This is a genomic window from Ruegeria sp. HKCCD7628 (assembly GCF_057221005.1).
Genome location: NZ_JBWVBA010000001.1, coordinates 1252821 through 1273447, shown reverse-complemented (window position 1 = coordinate 1273447; position 20627 = coordinate 1252821). Strand labels below are relative to the sequence as shown.

Annotated in this window: 20 protein-coding genes; 13 read left to right on the top strand and 7 right to left on the bottom strand. The window is 58.2% G+C overall.

Annotated elements, in window-relative coordinates; genetic code table 11:
• Window positions 1-360: 360 nt before the first annotated feature.
• Together AC2TAD_RS06325 and AC2TAD_RS06320 are read left to right on the top strand one after the other, a co-directional pair.
• Complete coding sequence (locus AC2TAD_RS06325; RefSeq protein WP_480866618.1) at window positions 361-1965, top strand: Na/Pi cotransporter family protein; 1605 nt, start codon at window positions 361-363, stop codon at window positions 1963-1965.
• Window positions 1966-2125: 160 nt separating this feature from the next.
• Entirely contained in the window at window positions 2126-2533 is a 408-nt protein-coding gene (locus tag AC2TAD_RS06320) for a c-type cytochrome (RefSeq protein ID WP_480866616.1), read from the top strand.
• 15 nt (window positions 2534-2548) lie between these two features.
• Here AC2TAD_RS06320 and AC2TAD_RS06315 read toward each other — a convergent pair whose 3' ends face one another.
• Window positions 2549-3706, bottom strand: coding sequence for a cation:proton antiporter (locus AC2TAD_RS06315; protein ID WP_480866615.1), 1158 nt, complete (start codon window positions 3704-3706; stop codon window positions 2549-2551).
• A 199-nt stretch (window positions 3707-3905) separates the two neighbouring features.
• Between AC2TAD_RS06315 and AC2TAD_RS06310 the strand changes: the two genes are divergently transcribed.
• The 7 genes from AC2TAD_RS06310 to AC2TAD_RS06280 all read left to right on the top strand — a co-directional run bounded on the left by AC2TAD_RS06310 (window position 3906) and on the right by AC2TAD_RS06280 (window position 9349).
• Window positions 3906-4355 carry a phasin family protein gene (locus AC2TAD_RS06310; RefSeq protein WP_480866613.1) on the top strand — a complete coding sequence of 150 codons (450 nt, stop codon included), beginning with the start codon at window positions 3906-3908 and terminating at the stop codon, window positions 4353-4355.
• A 57-nt stretch (window positions 4356-4412) separates the two neighbouring features.
• Window positions 4413-4820 (top strand): universal stress protein, encoded by a 408-nt coding sequence (locus AC2TAD_RS06305; RefSeq protein WP_480866611.1) that lies wholly within the window; start codon window positions 4413-4415, stop codon window positions 4818-4820.
• A gap of 541 nt (window positions 4821-5361) precedes the next feature.
• The gene (parA, locus tag AC2TAD_RS06300; RefSeq protein WP_170355495.1) at window positions 5362-6000 is read left to right on the top strand and encodes a ParA family partition ATPase; all 639 of its coding nucleotides are present in this window, start codon (window positions 5362-5364) and stop codon (window positions 5998-6000) included.
• Window positions 6001-6061: 61 nt separating this feature from the next.
• On the top strand, window positions 6062-7090 hold the full coding sequence (locus tag AC2TAD_RS06295) for an AraC family transcriptional regulator (protein WP_480866609.1): 1029 nt from the start codon (window positions 6062-6064) through the stop codon (window positions 7088-7090).
• 170 nt (window positions 7091-7260) lie between these two features.
• Window positions 7261-8466 carry an acyl-CoA dehydrogenase family protein gene (locus tag AC2TAD_RS06290; protein ID WP_170355493.1) on the top strand — a complete coding sequence of 402 codons (1206 nt, stop codon included), beginning with the start codon at window positions 7261-7263 and terminating at the stop codon, window positions 8464-8466.
• A 403-nt stretch (window positions 8467-8869) separates the two neighbouring features.
• Complete coding sequence (locus AC2TAD_RS06285) at window positions 8870-9106, top strand: DUF1127 domain-containing protein (RefSeq protein WP_170355492.1); 237 nt, start codon at window positions 8870-8872, stop codon at window positions 9104-9106.
• A 39-nt stretch (window positions 9107-9145) separates the two neighbouring features.
• Window positions 9146-9349 carry a DUF1127 domain-containing protein gene (locus AC2TAD_RS06280; RefSeq protein ID WP_170625461.1) on the top strand — a complete coding sequence of 68 codons (204 nt, stop codon included), beginning with the start codon at window positions 9146-9148 and terminating at the stop codon, window positions 9347-9349.
• 109 nt (window positions 9350-9458) lie between these two features.
• Here the strand turns inward: AC2TAD_RS06280 and AC2TAD_RS06275 are convergent, their stop codons facing one another.
• From AC2TAD_RS06275 to AC2TAD_RS06260, 4 genes are read right to left on the bottom strand one after another with little or no spacing between them, the layout of a single operon-like run.
• Window positions 9459-10601, bottom strand: a complete 1143-nt coding sequence (locus tag AC2TAD_RS06275; RefSeq protein WP_480866607.1) for a saccharopine dehydrogenase family protein — start codon at window positions 10599-10601, stop codon at window positions 9459-9461.
• Window positions 10602-10604: 3 nt separating this feature from the next.
• Entirely contained in the window at window positions 10605-11657 is a 1053-nt protein-coding gene (locus AC2TAD_RS06270; protein ID WP_480866606.1) for a saccharopine dehydrogenase, read from the bottom strand.
• Between the two features lie 15 nt (window positions 11658-11672).
• Entirely contained in the window at window positions 11673-12287 is a 615-nt protein-coding gene (locus tag AC2TAD_RS06265; RefSeq protein ID WP_480866605.1) for a glutathione S-transferase family protein, read from the bottom strand.
• 10 nt (window positions 12288-12297) lie between these two features.
• Window positions 12298-12948 (bottom strand): histidine phosphatase family protein, encoded by a 651-nt coding sequence (locus AC2TAD_RS06260; protein WP_480866604.1) that lies wholly within the window; start codon window positions 12946-12948, stop codon window positions 12298-12300.
• Between the two features lie 353 nt (window positions 12949-13301).
• Between AC2TAD_RS06260 and gcvT the strand changes: the two genes are divergently transcribed.
• From gcvT to gcvP, 3 genes are all read left to right on the top strand, one after another.
• On the top strand, window positions 13302-14396 hold the full coding sequence (gene gcvT, locus AC2TAD_RS06255) for a glycine cleavage system aminomethyltransferase GcvT (RefSeq protein WP_353394221.1): 1095 nt from the start codon (window positions 13302-13304) through the stop codon (window positions 14394-14396).
• Between the two features lie 18 nt (window positions 14397-14414).
• Window positions 14415-14780 carry a glycine cleavage system protein GcvH gene (gcvH, locus tag AC2TAD_RS06250; RefSeq protein ID WP_480866602.1) on the top strand — a complete coding sequence of 122 codons (366 nt, stop codon included), beginning with the start codon at window positions 14415-14417 and terminating at the stop codon, window positions 14778-14780.
• A 107-nt stretch (window positions 14781-14887) separates the two neighbouring features.
• Window positions 14888-17743, top strand: coding sequence for an aminomethyl-transferring glycine dehydrogenase (gcvP, locus tag AC2TAD_RS06245; RefSeq protein WP_480866601.1), 2856 nt, complete (start codon window positions 14888-14890; stop codon window positions 17741-17743).
• Between the two features lie 32 nt (window positions 17744-17775).
• Here the strand turns inward: gcvP and AC2TAD_RS06240 are convergent, their stop codons facing one another.
• Window positions 17776-19017 carry a cytochrome-c peroxidase gene (locus AC2TAD_RS06240; RefSeq protein ID WP_480866599.1) on the bottom strand — a complete coding sequence of 414 codons (1242 nt, stop codon included), beginning with the start codon at window positions 19015-19017 and terminating at the stop codon, window positions 17776-17778.
• A 42-nt stretch (window positions 19018-19059) separates the two neighbouring features.
• Here AC2TAD_RS06240 and AC2TAD_RS06235 point away from each other — a divergent pair, with 42 nt between their 5' ends.
• A complete protein-coding gene (locus tag AC2TAD_RS06235; RefSeq protein WP_480866597.1) occupies window positions 19060-19530 on the top strand; it encodes a tetratricopeptide repeat protein in 471 nt (156 codons plus the stop codon).
• A 30-nt stretch (window positions 19531-19560) separates the two neighbouring features.
• On the opposite strand, the gene AC2TAD_RS06230 is transcribed toward AC2TAD_RS06235, so the two are convergent.
• Window positions 19561-20622, bottom strand: coding sequence for a TRAP transporter substrate-binding protein (locus AC2TAD_RS06230; protein WP_170355481.1), 1062 nt, complete (start codon window positions 20620-20622; stop codon window positions 19561-19563).
• Between the last annotated feature and the right edge of the window lie 5 nt (window positions 20623-20627).

Below are 20627 nucleotides of genomic sequence, written 5' to 3'. Positions count from 1 at the left end.
TAGTCCTATGGTCCAAGCCACACCGAATGCCTTATGTCTCAACGTCTGGGCGCATTGGGCGCCAATCAACTAACTGGGGGGCTCGCCATCACTCCTGCCGAGCCCCCGTGGGTGGAACCTCCACTCCTTCAAAATTCCGTTCACCTTTGTGTTTACTTGGGGACAGGAGGGTGAACGTAGAGAATGTTGAAACATTCGAATTTCACTATGTAAATCGTATTGGTGCTTTGATCTATGTCAATCAACTCGCGGCTTCTGGTCTGCGAGGCTGAACGCAAACCAACTATCGTTTGTCGTCGGACTTAAAGGCAAAGCAAACATGTTAGGTGGTGTGAGATTTAGGGTGGAAGGCAATTCGTGATGCTCTGGAACCTGTTACCAGCCCTGGGTGGCATCGGCCTATTCCTTATCGGCATGCTGTTGATGACGGACGGTTTGAAGGCTTTGGCAGGGGCGCAACTGCGAGATATTTTGGGCCGATTCACATCGACACCTTTTACCGGGGCGGTAACGGGCGCGGTCACGACAGCTGCAATCCAGTCTTCCAGTGCGACCACCGTTGCGGCCGTTGGATTTGTCGCGTCTGGTCTGCTCACGTTTCCCCAAGCGCTTGGGATCATCTTTGGGGCCAATATCGGAACGACGATGACAGGTTGGCTTGTCGCGCTTTTGGGGTTCAAGCTGGATTTGGGGCAAGTGATGTTGCCCGTTGTTTTTGTTGGGGCTTTGCTGGCGCTTTCGGGAAGGAAAGCGGTTGCCGGCTTTGGGCTGGCGTTGGCCGGATTCAGCTTGATTTTCATTGGGATCGAGCAACTCAAATCCGGGCTTGACGCCTTTCGCGGCGTAGTTACCCCTGCCGATTTTCCACCTGATACGCTGCTGGGCAGGCTGAAGCTTGTATTGATCGGTGTCGTTATCACCATGGTGACGCAGTCTTCGAGTGCTGGTGTTGCAACGGCATTGGCTGCGTTGAGCGCCGGTGCCGTGAACTTCCCCCAAGCAGCGGCTCTGGTCATTGGAATGGACGTGGGGACAACTTTCACCGCTGTTCTGGCCACCTTGGGCGGGGGCACGATGGCGCGCCGCACCGGTTTTGCTCATGTGATCTACAACGTGATGACAGGGGCAATGGCATTTTTTCTGCTGGGGCCGTTTACTGCGGTCTTTGTAAGCGCGACGGGGGCTGGAAACTCTCTCACTGCGCTTGTCGCGTTCCATAGTTTCTTCAACGCGATAGGCGTGGCGCTGATCTTGCCGTTCGCGAAACCTTTCGCCAGATTTGTCGAGGCGCTCGTACCCGACGAAGGGGCTGACTTAACGAGACCTCTGGATCCTCTCGTCCTCGGGATGCCGGAAATAGCGGTGGATGCAGCAAAAGCCGCAGTCGAACAAATTGTAAGGACCGAAGTGGCGCACCTTCGGTCATGTATCGGGGCATCTCAGCCAAGCGGACCCGACTATGGGCGGGACAGCATTGAGACTGCTGTATCGGAAGCGCGCTCGTACCTAGACAAGATTGAACTGCCCAGCAGGTCCGACGCAGAGATATCCAGCATCAAGGGTATGTACCATGTCCTCGACCATCTTGACCGGCTGCTTTACCGGTGTAGCCAAGATGATCGGATAAGCGAGTTACCAAAAGACCGGCGTTTGAAACGGCTTGCTTCGGTGTTGATTACAGCGACTGACGGCTATTTAGAGATCGACAATCCAGTGCAGTGTGAAAGCACGCTGAACCGTCTTCGCCGTTTTATGCGGCGACAGAGGAAACTTCGCAGAGACTTGCTCATCTCCGACGCTGCGACTGACAGTCTGCCGGATGAAGTGGTCTGGGCTCGCTTGGATGCCCTCAGATGGTTGCATCGTGTGTCTTATCACCTCTGGCGAATTCGCTGGCACATGAACGCATTGGAAGGAGTGCCGTCTGGGCGCAAGGGTGGTGAGGTCACTGACGGCGTGGCGTAGTTGGAGGCTGACCTGGATTAGATTCGGCACTTGCTCAAGCGCTATTCGACCTAAACGCCAATCTTCGTGCTGAAGGGTGCAACATGAGCGAGGTCAAAGAAGTTTCTTAAGGATGCGCATTAATAAGATTTGCATCCGGTGCAGCTAATTGGAGGAGCGTATGCAGATTGTTCGCGGGATTTTACTGGCACTGTTCGTCACGGGGCCCGTACTAGCGCAGGAGGTCAGCGTCGATGAGGGACGAGATTTGTACCGGACGTATTGCTGGCAATGTCACGGTTTCGAAGCAACCGGAGACGGGCCAATGGCGGAAATGCTTGCTATTCGAACACCTGACCTCACCAAATTGGCAGGCGAAAACGACGGTGTGTTTCCGATAGATCGTATAGCTGAACAGATTGACGGCCGTTCGCAATTGCTCGCCCATGGGGGCGAAATGCCAATCTTTGGTGCGGTGTTTGAGACAGACCAACAAATCGCGGTGGCTTTGCCTGGTGGGCAACGAATGATGGTAGGCTTGCCGTTGGCGAATTTGCTCGCCTTTTTGGAATCGATTCAGGCTGAATAGCCACGGGTCAATCTGCTAATCTGTATCAGCCGTGCGTCTGATTGACATGAGAGTCAGTGGCGGCCCCAACACTTCGAAGGCCACAGTGCTGGCAATAGTAAAGGCCATGATGGACGCGGCCCAATTCGGAAATTGCTCTCCGGCGACAAGAGCCATTCCGACCGCAACACCAGCCTGTGGCAACAAAGCGGGGCCGTACCAGCGGGTCTGATGGCGAGGCAGGCCGCCCAGTCTCGCTCCGCAATACCCTCCGACAAGACGGGCCACGGCGCGCAAGATCAGGAAAAGTGCACCAGCCCAGCCCATCAAGCCGAAGGCTTCGATATCCAACGTGGCACCCGCCAACAGGAAGAACAGGATCATGAATGGCCACTGAATGTGCTCGATCTCATGAAAAGCACGGTCATGATGGCGGGCAAGATTCCCGATAGCTGCGCCCGCAACCATGCCTGCTACCAAGAATGAAACTTCCAGCCAAAGCGCGAGGCCCGCTGTCAGAAAGACTATACCCACTGCTTCTGCCTGCATCGGCTCTCCCGGTTTCAAGCGGCCGGTCAGGTAAGCGGATGGCACGCCTAGTGCGGCACCCAACAAAATAGCCCCTCCGAAATCCCACATCGCTGTGGTCGTGACTGTGGCCCAACCATCCGAATGACCGGCCAGAACTAAGGCGATGCTGAAAACGATCAGACCCCAAGCGTCATCAATTGCGACGACGCCCTTTAATGTCTCGGTGAAGCTGTTGGACACTCCAGATTGATTGATCACGTCTGTCATGGCGGCCGGAGCTGTAGCCGTAGCAATTGCCGCCAGCACCAACGCCAACCCGAAGGGCACGCCAATGGCGGTCAGTCCAGCAGACACAATAGCAAGGGTTGCAACCACGATTGAAATAGAAATCGTAAGGATGGCTCGACCATGCCGAACCAGGTTCTCGCGGGTCAAAGAACCTCCAAGAAGAAACGCGACCATCGTCAAAGCCACAATGGAAATCTCGTCGAACCACATTGCAACTTCTAGTGGGATCAAACCAATTCCGGCGTTCCCTGCGATCAGACCGAGGAAAAGTAAGGTTGTAACACGAGGAAGATGCGTGGCCCGGCCAAGTTGGTCAGCCGCCAATCCGGCAAGGAAGAGGATGCCAAGGGTAATCAAAAAGCCGGCAATGTGCATAGAAAACCAAGCGTTAAGTTCTTGTCCAGACTACTCTAACTCCAATACTGCCTGCTAGGAACCGGTGTCGGAGAGAATGCGAATGTCCCGTCGCTGCCTAAGCTGAAGATCCTAAAAATAGGGATATTGATCTGTATTAAGGCGAAAGCGCGCAGCAGGTGGCACAATAGCTCATTCAGGAAACGAGGAGGAATTTTCGATGCCGACAAAGAAATCTAGCACAAATAGCCCGACCTCACTTGTGGATGTTTTCAAGCAAATGCAGCCGCCCATGTCTGGCAATCCGGCCTTCGGCGCCCAGATCGAACAATTTTGGGACGCGCAGGAAAAATTGCTCGAAGAAACAGAGGCCTTTGCGCAGCATTGGTTCGAACGGCGTCACGAGGCGGTTCGGACGGCTCTACAAGCTGCACGCAAAGTGTCTTCTGCGAACCCGTCCGATCCAACGAAAGCGCTTCAGAGTATGACGGAATGGCAGCGCCATTCGGCTGAGCGGTTGGTTGCTGACGCGCAGGAATGGTTCGAAACCGTGTCCCGTTGTGTATCTTATGTCACTGAAACCGAAGTTGCAGCTGTTGAGAAAACAGTTGGTGATGTTGCAGCCGCTACAAAGAGCGCGGGGAAATCTTCAAAGTCCGAGCCTGTTTAAGGTTTGTGCTGCCGAATAACCAAACTGAAATCATCGGAGCAGTAGATAGGAGGTCAAATGTACAAGAACATCCTGATCCCGGTTGCTCTGGACCAAGAACACGATACACAAGCGTCGTTTGAAGCCGCGCGCCAATTGGCTGATGCGGAAACTGTATTCACCGTGATACACGTCCAAGAACCAATTCCGGCGTATGTAGGGTCTCAGATTCCCAGCGAGGTACTTGCCAATACGCGGCATGAAATCCTGGAAAACCTGCATCAGACTGCTTCTGAAATTCCGGGCGCGAAGGCTCGGCTTATCTCTGGGCACGCGGGCAGGGCTATTGTCGACTTCGCAAATGAGAACGAGTCGGATTGCATCGTCTTGGCTTCGCACAAGCCTGGTTTTGAGGACATATTTTTAGGTTCCACTGCGAACAGAGTCGTGCATCACGCCAGGTGCTCGGTTCATGTAATTCGTTGAGCCAGTGTTAGCGGTGTGGCTTCCTTTTTGATTGGCCCGTGAGCCAAATCAGATCGAGAGAATTGACCGCTGAGCCAAAGAACCCTTGGACTGCAGCTGGCCTGCGGTTTCGAATTTATTAGAATGCTGGATTACTTTATTGTGCAGAGCAGTTGCTGGTCGGTCGCTTGGAGGCTTTCGACACTTGAGTTGCCTCGGAGCCTCAGTTTGTGTTTCGAGACGTAGTCTACTTTCCTTTTCTTCGAGGGACGGTTGTTCGATGAAGGCCAAATCCTGCTCCCGCAACCAATAATCCCAGACAGATAGCAAAGCTCTAGCGCCGCCTTCGGGCGGTGTTTCTATTTGTGCCATCACAACTGGAAGCACTGTGAATGCAAACAGGAGCGAACTCAGACTGAGGCGAACGCCGTAACAAACTCGTTGTTGCCATTGATTTTTGACGGTGCCTTGTTGGCCGGACATGATCCCCAAACGCTCCTATCGCCTTTCCCTGTCTGACACGCTATTCTGCGGTGCAGAATGGCTGTTGGAGGCTTGATCTATGGGTGGTCGTATTATCTGTGTGGCGCAGCAAAAGGGCGGGGCGGGGAAGACGACGCTTGTCTCGAACTTGGCAATCGCCTTCCTGCAAGAAGGGAAAAGCGTCGCGCTTGTGGATACCGATCCGCAGGGAAGTCTTGGAAAATGGCTGGACGTGCGCGAAGAAACGTTTGGCGAGAACGCAGACCTTCGGTTTTCGACGGCGACCGCATATGGAATTTCACGGGCAATTCGTGGCGTCGGCGGGGATGCTGATATCGTGCTTGTCGATACGCCGCCCAAAGCCGACAGTGACGTGCGGTGGGTCCTGCGCGAGTCTGACCTTGTGTTGGTGCCGGTCTCGGCCAGTCAGGCAGATGTTTGGGCAACTCATGATATTCTGGATCTGGCTGACCGTATCGGGAAGCCGACGCAAATCGTTTTGAACCGAACCCGGGCCGGCACTCGCGTCGGTGAAGATGTTGCGAAATCCCTTAGCGAGATTGGCGCGGCGCAGTTTCAATCCTCATTGGCCAATAGGGTGATATATGCGGAAGCTTTAGGTCAAGGGCTGGGTGTGCTTGAGGCGAAGCGCGCCAGTTCCGCTGCGGAAGAGGTGCGCGCGCTTGCGGATGAGGTCGCGGGGCTTTTGAATGGCTGACCCCTGAAAGCCGCTCACTTGGAATTTTGCGGTCTTGGATCGTCTGTGGCAGAGAGCGTGAATGAACGAAACATCACCCAATCTGTTTTCGACGGTTTCAAGTGACTTTATCGCCGACTGGCTGTCGGCGTTGGAGCCACTTTGCACGGTTTCACATTTTGGGTCGTTATTGGAACGGTCCGAACTGCCGTCGGCGGGCGATACACGTCAGGACCGGGTAACGCTGGATCAGATTGTCGACCTGTATCAGCTGGCGGCTGTTGAAACCGGAGACGAGATGATGGGTCTTTGGTCGCGGCCGATTAGACCCAGAGCTTTGCAGCACTTGCTGACGTCTGTTCGCGAAGCGACGTCATTGTCATCGGCGCTCTATCGGTTCTCAACCTTCTGGAACCTGTTACTGGACGACTATCAGTTCAAATTGACCGAGGCCGATCAAGCCGTCGAACTGGCGCTTATGCCTGTGCACGAGGTCGAGGCCCAGCGGTTTGGTCATATGTTGATCCTAAAGCTGGCCCACGGCCTCATGTCCTGGCTGGCCCGAGGTGAAGTGCCTGTCAAAGCCGTGGGGTTTTCGTTCGACCGTCCGGTCTTTGACGAGGATTATTCGGTTATCTTTCCTGCGCCGGTATATTTCGCCCAGCCGGCCTCCTTCATTTCTTTTGACGCAAGTGTATTGGGTCCGATTCATGCCCGCCAGACGAGCGACCTAGACCTGTTTCTGGAAAATGCGCCAAGAGATTGGATATTCACGCGATCAAGTGAACACACCCAGTCTCTGCGGGTGCGCAGTTTCCTAACCAAAACGGGGTGGGATCACGCGAACCTGTCGGCGGCTGCGAAAGCAATGAATATGACACCGCGTACCTTGATGCGCCGATTGGAATCAGACGGCACATCCTTTCAGGCGATCAAAGACGCACTGCGCCGGGACATTGCTATTGGGCACCTTCAGGCAGGGCGCAAAAGCGTTGAGGCGATCGCTCAGGATCTTGGGTTTTCGTCGTCGGCCAGCTTTCACAAAGCGTTCCAAAGATGGACAGGGGCTGCTCCGAGTGCCTACAGGCGCTCGCCGATTGGATCTCGATAATTTTGTCACTTTTGGACAATTGTCTGTCGTCTCATGAGATGGCGAGCATCCTGACGCGCGGATAGAACCCTTAAAAATATATGAAACGTTCAGTGTGCCGAATTCTCTTGCTTCTGGGGTGGTCGGTGGATTGACGATTTCGGGCAATATTGCTTGTGAAAGGACTTCTCATGTCAGAAAAACTCGCCACAATTCTTGAGGCCGCGCGCCAGCATGCCGAGGATGTCATTGCACCCAACGTGGATTCGTGGAACGCGGCGCGGGCCTGGCCTCGTGACGCCTCGGACAAGGCGGGTGCTGTCGGGTTGACGGGCCTGTACGCTCCTGAGGAGTGGGGCGGTCAGGGTCTTCCTATGTCAAAAGGCATTCAGGTCTACGAACAACTGGGGCTTGGCGATGGCGCCTATGCTTTTGCATTGTCCATGCATAACATCTGCACTTTCGCCGGATGTGGTTACGGGACCGATGCATTCAAGGAAAAATGGGCACGTGATCTGACCTCGGGGCGCAAATTGGCGAACTTCGCGTTGACCGAGCCTCAATCCGGGTCTGACCCCATGAAGATGTACACCCGAGCGACCATCAACGGGGACGGTACGTGGACGATCAGCGGCGCCAAGGCATGGGTCAGCCTGGCGACTGAGGCGGATGTATATTTCACTGTCGTCAAGACAAGCGACGCGCCAGGCCACACGGACATGGCGATGATCGCGATTCCCGCTGACGCACCGGGTGTCAGCTTCGGGCCATTGTACGACACACCCTCTTACGGTTTCCTCCCGATTGGTGAAATGTATCTCGACAAGGTTGTTGTCAGCGAAGACAACATCATTTTGCCGGTTGGTCAGGGACTTCAGGGATCATTGATGGCGATCGATATAGCCCGGGTTTCGATTGCTTCGGGGTGTTGCGGGCTGATGCAAGCGGCGTTGGATACCGCGCTATCCTATTCGAAAAACCGCAAGATGTTTGGTGGCACAAACCTTCAGCTGGATGGAATTCAATGGATGCTGGGTGAGGTCGCGACCGAGCTTGAAGTCTCGAAGCTTCTGTACCGCAAAGCGGCAGAGGCGCTGGGAACGCCCGAAGGCCCGTTGATGGCAGCCCATGCCAAACGGTTCGTGCCGGATGCGGCGGTCAAGGCGGCCAATACCTGTACACAGGTTCTTGGTGGAATGGGCCTGCTGCAACCCTACGGGCTTGATCGCTTGTCACGTCTGGCGCAGATGCTGCGTATTGTGGACGGAACGACCGAGATCAGCCGGGTTGTGATCGGCCGGGCGCTGCAGAAACGCGCTGCTGGTCTGCCTGATCTTCCGGTGCCTAAAGGGTTCGGAGAAACTGACGACGCCAGCCCATCCGTTGCGGCCGAATAAGTCAGATGCGGCGTGCCTGCCGGCACAAGACTGCAAAGCCCAGCTTTCGAAAGAAGGCTGGGTTTCTTGCTTGAGCGCAAGTCCGGGTCGGATCAATCTCTTGGTTTGCGCGACACTTTTTTAAGGCTCGCGGGGACTGCTGCGCTCACTTAGCCATCACCATGGTTTCGGTGCCTTGGGTTTAGATTGCGAAGAGGTGACGGACGCGTCGCGAACTTCCCCAGTGGAATTGCTGATTTGCGGTCACGTCCGCGTCGCGCTGGGTTTGCATAGGATTTTGCGCCTCAATAGCAGAGCTACTGACATTAACAAAGTTTAACTCTCCGCCCGACATTCGTTAATCGGGCCAACCTTTATCGACTGTGTACCCCGCAACATCACCTTAATGATAAAGGAGGAGAAGATGGACTACGCACAGACAGCCAGCCCTCGGAAGGGTTTGTTTTTTAGCTTGTTTTCGAACTATGCAGAAGCGCGCGTCGAACAATTTCGCCGTAAAATCTATGGCAATACAGTCCGCGTTTTGGAGAAGCTGAGCGATCAACAGCTGGAGGACATCGGCATCCCCCGGAGCGAGATCAAGCAGCGCGCGTATCAAAGCGTCTATCACCAGATGCCGTATGACCACCGCGTGCAATAAGCGTCGCATTGTTGAAACTGGATTTGAAGGTGGAGGGATATGATGCTTGATACACATACTTGCTCGGGCGCAACCCCAAGCACGAGCGCTTTGGTGCTGTTTGACCGGGCAATGAAAATCCATGCTATCCGTGCCGATATCGTTCGAGCCGCGCAAGAACTGAACTGCCTGAGTGATCGTCAGCTTTCTGAGATGGGGATCAATCGCACGGATATTGACGAGATGATCGCAAGGTATATCTGAGATGCCTGCCCCATCCCTTGCCGGCAATGATGTAGGACGCGAGAGAACCAAAAAAGCCGCTCTGAGGGTTTCAGAACGGCTTTTATTCGCATGAAGGTTTGTGGTGTGGTCAGGCCTGGTGATCGACCACTTGCAGATGTTGGGCCAGCTTGTCGATTTCGGCCATCCAGGCTTGCACCAGTTTCGGATCGCTGGGGGCGGCATGCACTCCGGCGGGGATCGCGCGGTTCAGAACTGCCTCAACTGCCAAGGATACCGGGATCGAGACCAGACGCGCCATCGCCGTGCCTCGCGCGTCACCCCATGCATCCATGACATAGGTTTTGTGCCAGGTCTCGACGCCTTCTTTCTCGGCTTTCAGGCCCACGCACAGAACAACGCGGTCGGGCTCGCCTTCATCATAGGCGTTCTCATCCCAGAACTGGTCCGACATCTCTTTCAGACGCGCGTCGCCTTCGGGGCCGGACAGGGTCTCGATCTCGGTGAACACATCCGACCACGCATCGGCCCAGCCGTTCAGGCGCAGGGTGCCGCGGACGAATTCTTTGACCGGCCAGTGATCCTCGAACTGGTATTCGGCCATGAAGGGGATCGAGTCGCGGTTTGGGTAAACCTCAAAGCTTTCGGGTGTGGGCAGCGGCGCGACATAGCTGGTGATCGCGTCCCACGGGCGGGCCACATCCAGCGGGGCGTAGTCCCGGATGGATTTTGAGGGCGACCGCAGGGCTTTCAAAACGCCCAGCGGCGACCAGCTGAACTTGTAGCGGAACGGGTTGGGGTTTTTCGGGATGCCACCGCAATAGGAGATAAAGCTCAGGTGGTTTTGCGCATCGAACGCGTCGGACGCGCGATAATCGGCCACCAAGGCGTGCGCCATCAGGTGGTCAATGCCCGGGTCCAGCCCAACCTCATTGACCAGAGCCACACCGGCCTCGCGGGCTTTGTCATCCAGCGCGCGCATTTCGGGGGCGATGTAGGACGACGAAACGAAATTCGCCTCTTTGGAGATCGCCAGTTCCGCCAGCGGAACGTGCCAGTCACCCGGCAGCATAGAAACTATCACGTCGCCCTTGACCAGCACCGCGCCCAAGGCGTCGATGTCAAAGGCGCGGATGTCGTCGGTCAGGTCTCCGACCTCAGCCTTGGCCTTGTCGATGGTCCGGTTCCAGACGGTGACCTTGTGACCGCCCTTGATCAGGCGGCGCAGGCCGGGGATGGCCGACAGGCCGGTGCCACACCAGTGAATCGTCATCTCTCAGATCCCTTCAATATGGGTTTTGTAAGTTGCTTCGGCCCGGCCCCAGACGCCGCTGTTCAGATCGGTCAGGCTCAGCAGGGAGGGCAGCAGCTGCGCGGCGTAGTCTTCCGAGCTTTCGACGGGCAGCATCGACGGCAGGTTGTCGATGGCCATCACGTCCATCACCGGATCACTGGCCACGCGCAGGGCGGGCGCGTCCCATGTGGTGGCGCGATTATAGACCGGCACGGGGTTGTAATCGCTGTCGGGGTCGCAGGCCACGTCTCCGATGGCAGTCAGGTTGCGCGGTGCGTTCAGCGTATCGCGCGGGACAAAGACCGGCGTGCCGGGGCGCGCGAAGATGCAGTTCAGGAACAGATCATGGTCAAGGATCTCGGGGAAAGGCCCGCCGCTGGCGGTCTCGGCCATGTCCCATTTGGTCACTGAGACGCCCATCGCCTCGCACATATCGGCCGCGCCTGTGCCAACGCGGCCCAAAGCGCCGATGACGATTGCGCGGGGGCGGGTGCCGGTGGCATCCAGCTCGGCCAGCAGTTCGGCGTTCAGCGCATCTTTGTTTTGGTACACTCCGACCGGAGGGCATTCCTGCCCGCGCTGCTGCGCAGCCCATGTTTTCAGCGTTACCGCCGCGCCTGCGTATCCGGCCCAATAACCAAAGGCGGCGACCCGGCGGCCGTCTTCGGCAACCAGATATTCCAGATCGTAGAGCGTGCCGCCGCCGGCCTTGAACCGCTCCAATAACGCGCGCCCGGAATGCTGCCCCTTATAGGCATGGCCGAACATGATATGACGATGCGGCAAGGGCGTGCCGTCCTCGGGCAGTTCCTTGAGGCCAAAGATGATCGCATCCAGCGGGGCCTCGGGCCACGCATTCTCGGCTGCGATCTCACACCCTGCGTCTTTGTACCCCTGCAGCGGAATGGCGCGCACGGAACTTTCCTCGATCGTCACGCGGATGCCTGCGGTGATCAGGGCGGCGGCACCTTCGGGGGTCAACCCTACCCGTTCCTCGTTCGGGCGCTGTTCTGCCCGGACCCAGAGATGTGTCATGTCAGTTCCTTATGTTCAGAGCATTCCGGCGGCGCGTACGGCCTGAACCGAGGCCCGTGCCTCCATCGCTTCGCGAAACGCGATAATCTTGGGAAAGGCTGCGACGTCAACGCCGTCGCCCTCCAGCCAGCTGCAAACCACATACAGATAGGCGTCCGCCAGTGAGACCTCATCCCCCAGCACAAATGGACCCCGCAGCCCGTTTGAGCAGATATAGTCACAGGACGCAGTCATCGTCTGCGCCACCTTGTCCTTCATGTCTTTCCAGCTGGATTTCTTGTCGGCCCACCGCGCCCCGCGCATCTTGTGGGCGTGGTTCACATGCATGGTCGAGGCAAGGTAATACATCACCTCGCGCATCCGAGCGGCCATGATCGGGTCCGAGGGCACCAACCCTGCCTGCGGCGCAATCGTGGCGATATAATCCAGCAACGCGCCTGTTTCGGTCAGAATGCCGCCATCCACCACCAGCGCGGGCACGCGGCCCTTGGGGTTGATCTGCTTATAGGCGGGTTTGGTCTGCTCACCCCCGGCAAAGTCCAGCTTGATCGCCTCATACTCCAGCCCGGCCTCTTCCAAAGCGATGGCCACGGCGACCGAGATCGTGCGGGAGGCGTAATAAAGCTGCATTGGGGCCTCCTTACAGGTGAGTTTGGGCGTAGTGCCGGTCGGGCGCTTCCAGATGGGGCACCGCGTTGAACAATACCGGACTCAACTGGCTGCCAATCGGATGCAGACGATGCATCGACGTGTTCATGATGGCAAGCGCCACCCGCGCCATCGCCGGAATGTCCAGCCCCATCGCCTGGCGCACTGCCATCGAAATCAGCGCGCCTGAGGTCACCACAATCGCCGGCCCGCCTTCGGTTCCGATATCGTGCAAGGCGTCTGCGACGCGCGCCTCGAACGCGGCAAAGGTTTCGGGCGCATCCGCGATCTGGCCATTGGCCCATGCCGTGAATGTCCGGGGCAGGTGTTCGACGAACCCCTCACGGTCGGTGGGAACCATAACGTTGTGCTGTTGTTCGAAAAGCTGCGCGAGGGTGAAATACTCGACCTCGTTCAGACGCGGATCGCGGATCGGCTCCGGCAAGCCCATGCTCGCCGCTGTTTCCACATGCCGGGTCAGCGTGCCGCTGTAGACACGGGGATAGTGCGCGCGGGTGTCCTGCAGATGCCCGCCCAGCCAGCGTGCTTGCTGATGACCCAGATCGCTGAGTTTGTCATAGCTTTGCTCGTCTCGCGCGGCGGTGTTGGCCTGCCCGTGACGCACCAGTGTAATATGTGACATGGTCGCCCCTCTTGCCGCAAAGTCTTAGGGCAGGTTGTGGGCCAGGACCAGAGGCGTTTGGAATTCTGTTTGCAAAATCTTGGCCGTTCGAAGCTTTCCCCATGGTCAGTTTTTTACGCGGGACAGGGGGGTTTTCTATTGCGCTACGAAAAAAAGTTTCCTATAGGAAACCAAGCTGTGGCATGCGGGTGTATACACCATTCCCGAAGGTACTGCGGCCCACTCTGGCGTGGAACACGTGTCTAACTCTGTTGACTTACAGCAAAGGAGTGGGAAGCTGGCGGAACACCGCCTTTTTGCAGGACGGGGCGTTTGCGACAGTCTGTGACAACGGCTTAGGAAAGCGACCACCCATGACCGAGATTAAGCGCACGCCTTTGTATGATCTGCACGTTGAGTTGGGCGGCAAGATGGTTGATTTTGCGGGCTGGGAGATGCCGGTTCAGTATCCACTGGGGATCATGGGGGAACACAAGCAATGTCGCGAAAAGGCGGCGGTGTTCGATGTTAGCCATATGGGTCAGGTGATCCTGCGCGGCGAGAATGTGGGCGAGAAGCTGGAAACGCTCTGCCCGCAGGCTTATGCTACGCTGAAGGACGGCAAGGCGCGGTACGGGTTCTTTACCAACCCGGAAGGCGGGATCATGGATGACCTGATCGTGTCGAATGCAGGGGATCACTACTTCGTGGTGGTGAATGCGGCGCTGCGTCATCAGGACATTCCGCATATGCGCGAACATCTGGACGGCGTCGAAGTGATCGAGATTTTCGACCGTGCGCTGGTTGCGGTGCAGGGACCAAAGGCCGAGGATGTGGTGGGCGCGCTCTGCCCTGTGGCGCGGGATCTGAAATTCATGGAAACCACTGTGGCGGATATCAACGGCGTTGAATGCCGTATCTCGCGCCTGGGTTACACCGGTGAGGACGGGTACGAGATCTCGATCCCCGAGGACAAGGCCATCGATATCACCCGCGCCTTTCTGGCGCATGAGGATTGTGAACCGGCGGGCCTTGGCGCGCGCGACAGCCTGCGGCTGGAGGCTGGGCTGTGCCTTTATGGCAATGACATTGACCAAACGACCTCGCCGATCGAGGCGAGCCTTGGCTGGGCGATCCAAAAGCGCCGCAAGGAAGAGGGCGGCTTTCCCGGTGCCGACCGCATCCAGAAAGAACTAACTGAAGGCCCCGCACGCAAGCTGGTCGGCATAAAACCCGAAGGCCGCGCGCCCGCCCGTCAGGGTGTTGAGATCCAGTGCACGGAAGGCAACACCATCGGTCAGATAACCTCTGGCGGGTTCGGCCCCACGGTCGGTGGCCCTGTGGCAATGGGCTATGTGTCCGCAGGCCATGGCGAACCGGGCGAGGTGGTCAACTTGATCATTCGGGGCAAGCCGCAACCGGCGCAGATCGTGGCGCTGCCCTTCGTTACCCAGAATTACAAGCGTTGAAGTCAGGAGAAAAACCCAATGGCAACCTATTATTCCGAAGAGCATGAGTGGATTGACGTCGATGGTGACACCGCCACTTTGGGCATCACCAAACACGCGGCGGAACAGCTGGGCGATGTGGTCTTCGTGGAACAGCAGGAAGTCGGCGAAGAATTCACCAAGGACGGCGAGATCGGCGTGATCGAATCCGTCAAGGCGGCGTCCGAGCTTTATGCTCCGGTTGATGGTGAAATCATCGAAGTGAACGAGGCGCTGGCCGACAATCCGGGCGCGCTGAACGAAGACCCAGAAGGCAATGCATGGATCTACAAAATCAAGATCACGGACGCGTCGCAGCTCGAAGATCTGATGGATGAGGCCGGCTACAAGGACTTCATCGGTTAATTCAACGGCGGATCTTTACACGGATCCGCCCTTCATCTGGCTAAAATACCTCCGCCGGAGGCTCCCGCAGCCTCCGCCGTGTCTGACTTATTCATAGGAGCGCTGCAATGGCTTTCAAACTGACCGACTACGAAGCCTATGACTTTGCCAATCGCCGCCATATCGGGCCCAGCCCGACCGAGATGCGCGACATGCTCAAGGTGATCGGCTTCAAGACGCTGGACGCGCTGATCGACGCCACCGTCCCGCCCGCGATCCGCCAGAAAGAGCCGCTGGACTGGGGTCCGGCGATGACGGAACGCGATGCTCTGTTCCATATGAAAGAGGTGGCGAGCAAGAACAAGGTTCTGACCTCGTTGATCGGGCAGGGATATTACGGCACCACCACGCCTGCTCCGATCCTACGCAACATTCTGGAAAACCCGGCCTGGTACACCGCCTATACGCCCTATCAGCCCGAGATCAGCCAAGGCCGGCTTGAAGCGTTGTTGAACTTCCAAACCATGGTCAGCGATCTGACCGGGCTGGACGTGGCCAATGCGTCCTTGCTGGACGAAGCCACCGCCGCGGCTGAGGCCATGGCGATGGCCAAGCGCGGTGGTCGGTCCAAGGCCAACAACGCCGCCTTCTTTGTCGACCGCAACTGCCACCCGCAGACCATCGCGGTGATCAAAACGCGCGCCGAGCCGCTGGGCATCGATGTGCAGGTGGCCGACCCGGATCAACTAGACGCGGGCGCGGTTTTTGGCGCGATCTTCCAATACCCCGGCACCCACGGCCATGTGCGCGACTTCACCGCCGAGATTGCGGCGCTGCATGAACACAAAGCCATTGTCATTGTCGCCGCTGACATCCTGTCGCTGGCGCTGCTGAAGTCACCGGGCGAGATGGGCGCGGATATCGCCATCGGCTCGACCCAACGGTTCGGCGTGCCGATGGGCTATGGCGGGCCCCACGCGGCCTATATGGCGACCACCGACAAGCTGAAACGCGCGATGCCGGGCCGGATCATTGGTGTCAGCATCGACAGCCGTGGCAACAAGGCTTATCGCCTGGCGCTGCAGACCCGCGAGCAGCACATTCGGCGCGAGAAAGCCAACTCGAACGTCTGTACCGCACAGGCGCTGCTGGCGGTGATGGCCTCGATGTACGCTGTCTATCACGGTCCCGACGGCATCAAGGCGATTGCGCAATCTGTTCACCGCAAAACCTCGCGTATGGCCGCCGGTCTGGAAGAGGCGGGCTTCTCGGTCGAACCCGAAGTGTTCTTTGATACCATCACTGTTGAGGTCGGCCACTTGCAGACGACCGTCATGGAGGCCGCCGTTGCCCGTGGCATCAACCTGCGCAAGGTCGGCGAGACGAAAGTGGGCATCAGCCTGGATGAACAGACCCGCGCCGAGACGATTGAGGCGGTTTGGGGCGCCTTCGGCATCGACCGGAAGGATGACAGCTCGAACGTCGCCTACCGCCTGCCGGATTACGCCCTGCGCGAGACGCCGTATCTGACCCACGAGATCTTCCACAAGAACCGGGCCGAGGCCGAGATGACCCGCTATATGCGCCGTCTGGCCGACCGCGACCTGGCGCTGGACCGGGCGATGATCCCGCTGGGGTCCTGCACCATGAAGCTGAACGCCACGGTCGAGATGATCCCGGTCACCTGGCCCGAGTTCGGCAATCTGCACCCTTTCTGCCCCGAAGATCAGGTGCAGGGCTATCACGAGATGATTGCCGATCTGAACGACAAGCTGTGCCAGATCACCGGCTATGACGCGATCAGCCAGCAGCCCAACTCGGGCGCGCAGGGCGAGTACGCAGGTCTACTGACCATCCGCAACTATCATTTCGCTCGCGGCGAAGGGCACCGCAATGTCTGTCTGATCCCGACCTCGGCACACGGGACCAACCCGGCCTCGGCGCAGATGGTGGGCTGGCAGGTGGTGCCGGTGCAATCGGATGAGAACGGCAATATCGACCTTGCGGACTTCCGCGCCAAGGCCGAGAAGCATTCGGATCATCTGGCCGGCTGCATGATCACCTACCCATCGACCCATGGCGTGTTCGAGACCACCGTGCAGGAGGTCTGCCAGATCACCCATGACCACGGCGGTCAGGTCTATATCGACGGCGCCAACATGAACGCCATGGTCGGCCTGTCGCGCCCCGGTGATATCGGCGGCGATGTCAGCCACCTGAACCTGCACAAGACCTTCTGCATCCCGCATGGCGGTGGTGGCCCTGGCATGGGCCCGATCGGCGTCAAGGCACACCTGGAAGAACACCTGCCTGGTCACCCGGAATACGGCACCGCCGTGGGGCCGGTCTCGGCGGCGCCCTTTGGCTCGCCCTCGATCCTGCCGGTCTCATGGGCCTATGTGCTGCTGATGGGTGGTGCGGGTTTGACGCAGGCGACCAAAGTGGCGATCCTGAACGCCAACTATATCGCAGCGCGTCTGCAGGAAGCCTATCCGATCCTCTACACCTCCGAGACCGGTCGGGTCGCGCATGAATGCATCCTCGACACCCGTCCGCTGGACGCCGAGGCGCATGTGACCGTCGATGACGTTGCCAAACGTCTGGTCGATTCAGGTTTCCACGCCCCGACGATGAGCTGGCCGGTGGCAGGCACCCTGATGGTCGAGCCCACGGAATCTGAGCCCAAGGATGAGTTGGACCGCTTCTGCGACGCCATGCTCTCGATCCGATCCGAGGCGCAGGATATCATCGACGGTAAGATCGATGCGGAGAACAACCCGTTGAAGAACGCCCCCCACACGGTGCGCGATCTGGTTGGTGACTGGGACCGGCCTTACAGCCGCGAACAGGCCTGTTTCCCTCCTGGCTCGATGGGCGTCGACAAATACTGGTCCCCCGTCAACCGCGTCGACAACGCTTATGGCGACCGCAACCTCGTTTGCACATGTCCGCCAATGGACGCATACGCGGAAGCGGCGGAATAAACAGAAAACCCCCGCCTTGGCGGGGGTTTTTCTTAGGGAACGAAGCCTTTTGGCACCCCGAATGGCGGGGAGTCCACGCTGGATCCCGTCAGTGCGTCGAGGAATGCCAGGAGACTCGCGATGTCAGCTTCGGACAATTCCAATGGCGTGATGTCTACCTTGCCGCGCACACGCGCCATTTCCAACCGGTCGTCCCAGACGACGAAATCGGCTTTGTGCAACCAAGGAACGTTCGGCAGGTCAGCCATATCACGATTCCATTTCGACAGGCTGTTTTCGGGGTTCAGGTGATGGAGGATCATACCCTCGAGGTCGGGGAAAGCTCCGTTATGACCATAGGGCGCAGTCAAGGCCACGTTGCGCAACATCGGCGTGCGAAAGCGATAGGCGTCCTCCAGCCGGTCGCTTTCCCCCATGCGGCCAACGTCGCGCACATAGGGGTCCCATTGCCGCGTGCGGCCCGGCCCAAAAGGGGGCAAGGCCAAGGCGTGAAATTCCTGATCTGACATCAGCGGCCCGGAATGGCAGATGGAACACTGCGCTTTGCCATAGAAAAGATCCATCCCGCCCTTCTGTTCCGCCGTCAGCGCCGAGGAGTCACCCGCGAGGTATTGATCGAACGCGCTGTCGGTGCTGCGCCATTCAACCGCCATGAACGCGGCTAAGGCGTTGGCGATCTGGGTGATTGTGATGTCCTCGGTCGTGTTGACCTCATCAAAAGCAGCGACCATGGCCGGGCCATAACGCGGATCGGTGCGCACGCGCTTGGCAAGGATCGGCCAGCCCAGATCAATTCGGTCGGCAACCGCTCCGGTCACCTGATTTTCGCCGACATTGCCGGCCATTTCGAATTGTGAGGTCAGCGGGAACAGCGCCTGTGCGGCGAGCAGCGAGTTCAGCCCCTCAGGCAACCATTCCTGCGCCGGAGAGTTAAACCCGTTGCCGTAGACATCCGAGATACTCAGGCGGCCATCGTGGAATACGGTGTGAATCTCTTTCGCGCCAAGGTTCCACAGCCCCGGTGAATTACGGGGGATGCGTTTGCGAATCTTATCGGTTCCTACGCCCGGTGTCCGATCTGGCCCCAAGCCTTGCCCGCCTTCACCAATACCCAGCGATAACCCGTCCGAGGTGCCGAAATCAGGATGATGGCAGTGGGCACAGGAAATGTTCTGATTGCCCGACAGAATGGGGTCGTAAAACAGTTGATGACCGATGGCAGCCTGTTCCATATCAAATAGGATAAAGTCATCATCTGTCAGCGGGCGTGGCAAGTCCTGAGCCGCAGCCGCTCCGACGAAAAGGAAGAAAACCCCGTGCGCCAGCTTGTACTTGCCCTTTGCCTTTTTGCGACCCCGGCGCTGGCCGAATTGGAACAAGCGCGCGACATGATGGAAGCGGGTGAATTTGAGGCCGCGCGTGAGGAACTGCTGCCAGCCGCGCGCTCTGGCAATGCCGAGGCCGAAGAACTCATCGGCGTCATGTACGGCCTTGGGCTGGGGGTCGAGCAGGATTACGAGCGGGCGTTTGACTGGTATCTGCGTGCTTCGATGAAGGGGCATCCGGGGGCGCAGTCGGGTGTCGGCTGGTATTACGAGCTGGGTCTGGGCATGCCCGCGCCCGATCTGGTGCGGGCGTATATGTGGTACACGCTCAGTGCCATTGGCGGTGATCCCGATGCGGCGATCAGCCTTGAGGAAGTGGTCAAGAAAATGTCGCTGGAGCAGATTGAAAGGGCGCATGTGCTGGTGAATGATTACAAAGGGTGGATGTACCCGTTTCGGTAAGGGCCGGACGCAGCGCCCGGCCCCTTTCGCTTAGTTCAGATCCGCATCGCGAGAGGCGTTGATATCGGCCTCGGCTGCTGCAACCGCTTCGGTCAGGGCGTTGAACACCTCGTCCCCGCGGGCCACGTTGGACTGGAACCAGTCATAGACCGGCGTTGCGGCTTCTTTGAACGCTGCTTTCTGGTCAGGTGTCGGCACATAGAGATCCCCGCCACCGGCGACGAAATCTTCATAAGCCTGGATCGACTTGCGCTTGGGCGAGGCAAAGGTGGCCTGCTGCAGAGCATAGAAGCCATCGACCACCACGCGGCGCATGTCCTCGGGCATCTCCTGGAACTTGGCGTTATTCATCCACCACAACGCACCCATGTAGGCGTGGCCGTCCAGCGTGACGTATTGCAGACCGGCATCGGGGAATTTCATCCCCATGATGTCGGTGATCCCGTTCTTGGACCCTTCAACCACACCGGTCTGGAAGCTGGTGAACAGTTCAGGCCACGGGATCGGGGTGGGCGATGCACCCAGTGCCTTGACCAGCTCTTGCGGCAGGTCAGCGACCACGGTGCGGATTTTCAGACCTTCCATATCCGCAGGTTCGGCGATGCGACGCTGGGTGTTGGCAAAGTTGCGCCAGCCGCCGGTGTTGCCAATGGTCATCAGACGGATCGCGCCGCCAGAATCCTCAAGCGCCATGTCGCGGACCTTGCGGGTGAAATCGCCGGACAAGACATGCTCGGCCACGCGGTCATCGGCCATCAGATAGGGCAGGTCCAGAACCTGCACGTAGGGGAAGATGCCCGACGCGCCGCCCGAGGTCGAAATATAAATGTCGATCGTGCCATCAGCCACGCCTTGCAGGCACTCGGCCCCGTTCGAGCACAGCTGCGTCCCGATGAACAGTTCCACCTCGATGGCGCCGTTCGAGGCAGCCTCGACGTAGTTCTTGAAGACGATCAGACCATCATAGTCTTCGTCGTTTTCGTTCGAGTTGGCTGTCGCGCGCAGGGTATAATCTGCGGCGGTGGCGGCAAGTGCGGATGCAGCCACCAGCGAGGTGGCCACCGCAGCGGTTTTGATGAAGTCTCTGAGCATTCGTT

What these genes read in the sequence shown, in the direction of transcription:
- AC2TAD_RS06325 (WP_480866618.1), top strand. Translation starts at nt 361, where the DNA reads ATGCTCTGGAACCTGTTACCAGCCCTGGGTGGCATCGGCCTATTCCTT.
- AC2TAD_RS06320 (WP_480866616.1), top strand. Translation starts at nt 2,126, where the DNA reads ATGCAGATTGTTCGCGGGATTTTACTGGCACTGTTCGTCACGGGGCCC.
- AC2TAD_RS06315 (WP_480866615.1), bottom strand. Translation starts at nt 3,706, where the DNA reads ATGCACATTGCCGGCTTTTTGATTACCCTTGGCATCCTCTTCCTTGCC.
- AC2TAD_RS06310 (WP_480866613.1), top strand. Translation starts at nt 3,906, where the DNA reads ATGCCGACAAAGAAATCTAGCACAAATAGCCCGACCTCACTTGTGGAT.
- AC2TAD_RS06305 (WP_480866611.1), top strand. Translation starts at nt 4,413, where the DNA reads ATGTACAAGAACATCCTGATCCCGGTTGCTCTGGACCAAGAACACGAT.
- parA (WP_170355495.1), top strand. Translation starts at nt 5,362, where the DNA reads ATGGGTGGTCGTATTATCTGTGTGGCGCAGCAAAAGGGCGGGGCGGGG.
- AC2TAD_RS06295 (WP_480866609.1), top strand. Translation starts at nt 6,062, where the DNA reads ATGAACGAAACATCACCCAATCTGTTTTCGACGGTTTCAAGTGACTTT.
- AC2TAD_RS06290 (WP_170355493.1), top strand. Translation starts at nt 7,261, where the DNA reads ATGTCAGAAAAACTCGCCACAATTCTTGAGGCCGCGCGCCAGCATGCC.
- AC2TAD_RS06285 (WP_170355492.1), top strand. Translation starts at nt 8,870, where the DNA reads ATGGACTACGCACAGACAGCCAGCCCTCGGAAGGGTTTGTTTTTTAGC.
- AC2TAD_RS06280 (WP_170625461.1), top strand. Translation starts at nt 9,146, where the DNA reads ATGATGCTTGATACACATACTTGCTCGGGCGCAACCCCAAGCACGAGC.
- AC2TAD_RS06275 (WP_480866607.1), bottom strand. Translation starts at nt 10,601, where the DNA reads ATGACGATTCACTGGTGTGGCACCGGCCTGTCGGCCATCCCCGGCCTG.
- AC2TAD_RS06270 (WP_480866606.1), bottom strand. Translation starts at nt 11,657, where the DNA reads ATGACACATCTCTGGGTCCGGGCAGAACAGCGCCCGAACGAGGAACGG.
- AC2TAD_RS06265 (WP_480866605.1), bottom strand. Translation starts at nt 12,287, where the DNA reads ATGCAGCTTTATTACGCCTCCCGCACGATCTCGGTCGCCGTGGCCATC.
- AC2TAD_RS06260 (WP_480866604.1), bottom strand. Translation starts at nt 12,948, where the DNA reads ATGTCACATATTACACTGGTGCGTCACGGGCAGGCCAACACCGCCGCG.
- gcvT (WP_353394221.1), top strand. Translation starts at nt 13,302, where the DNA reads ATGACCGAGATTAAGCGCACGCCTTTGTATGATCTGCACGTTGAGTTG.
- gcvH (WP_480866602.1), top strand. Translation starts at nt 14,415, where the DNA reads ATGGCAACCTATTATTCCGAAGAGCATGAGTGGATTGACGTCGATGGT.
- gcvP (WP_480866601.1), top strand. Translation starts at nt 14,888, where the DNA reads ATGGCTTTCAAACTGACCGACTACGAAGCCTATGACTTTGCCAATCGC.
- AC2TAD_RS06230 (WP_170355481.1), bottom strand. Translation starts at nt 20,622, where the DNA reads ATGCTCAGAGACTTCATCAAAACCGCTGCGGTGGCCACCTCGCTGGTG.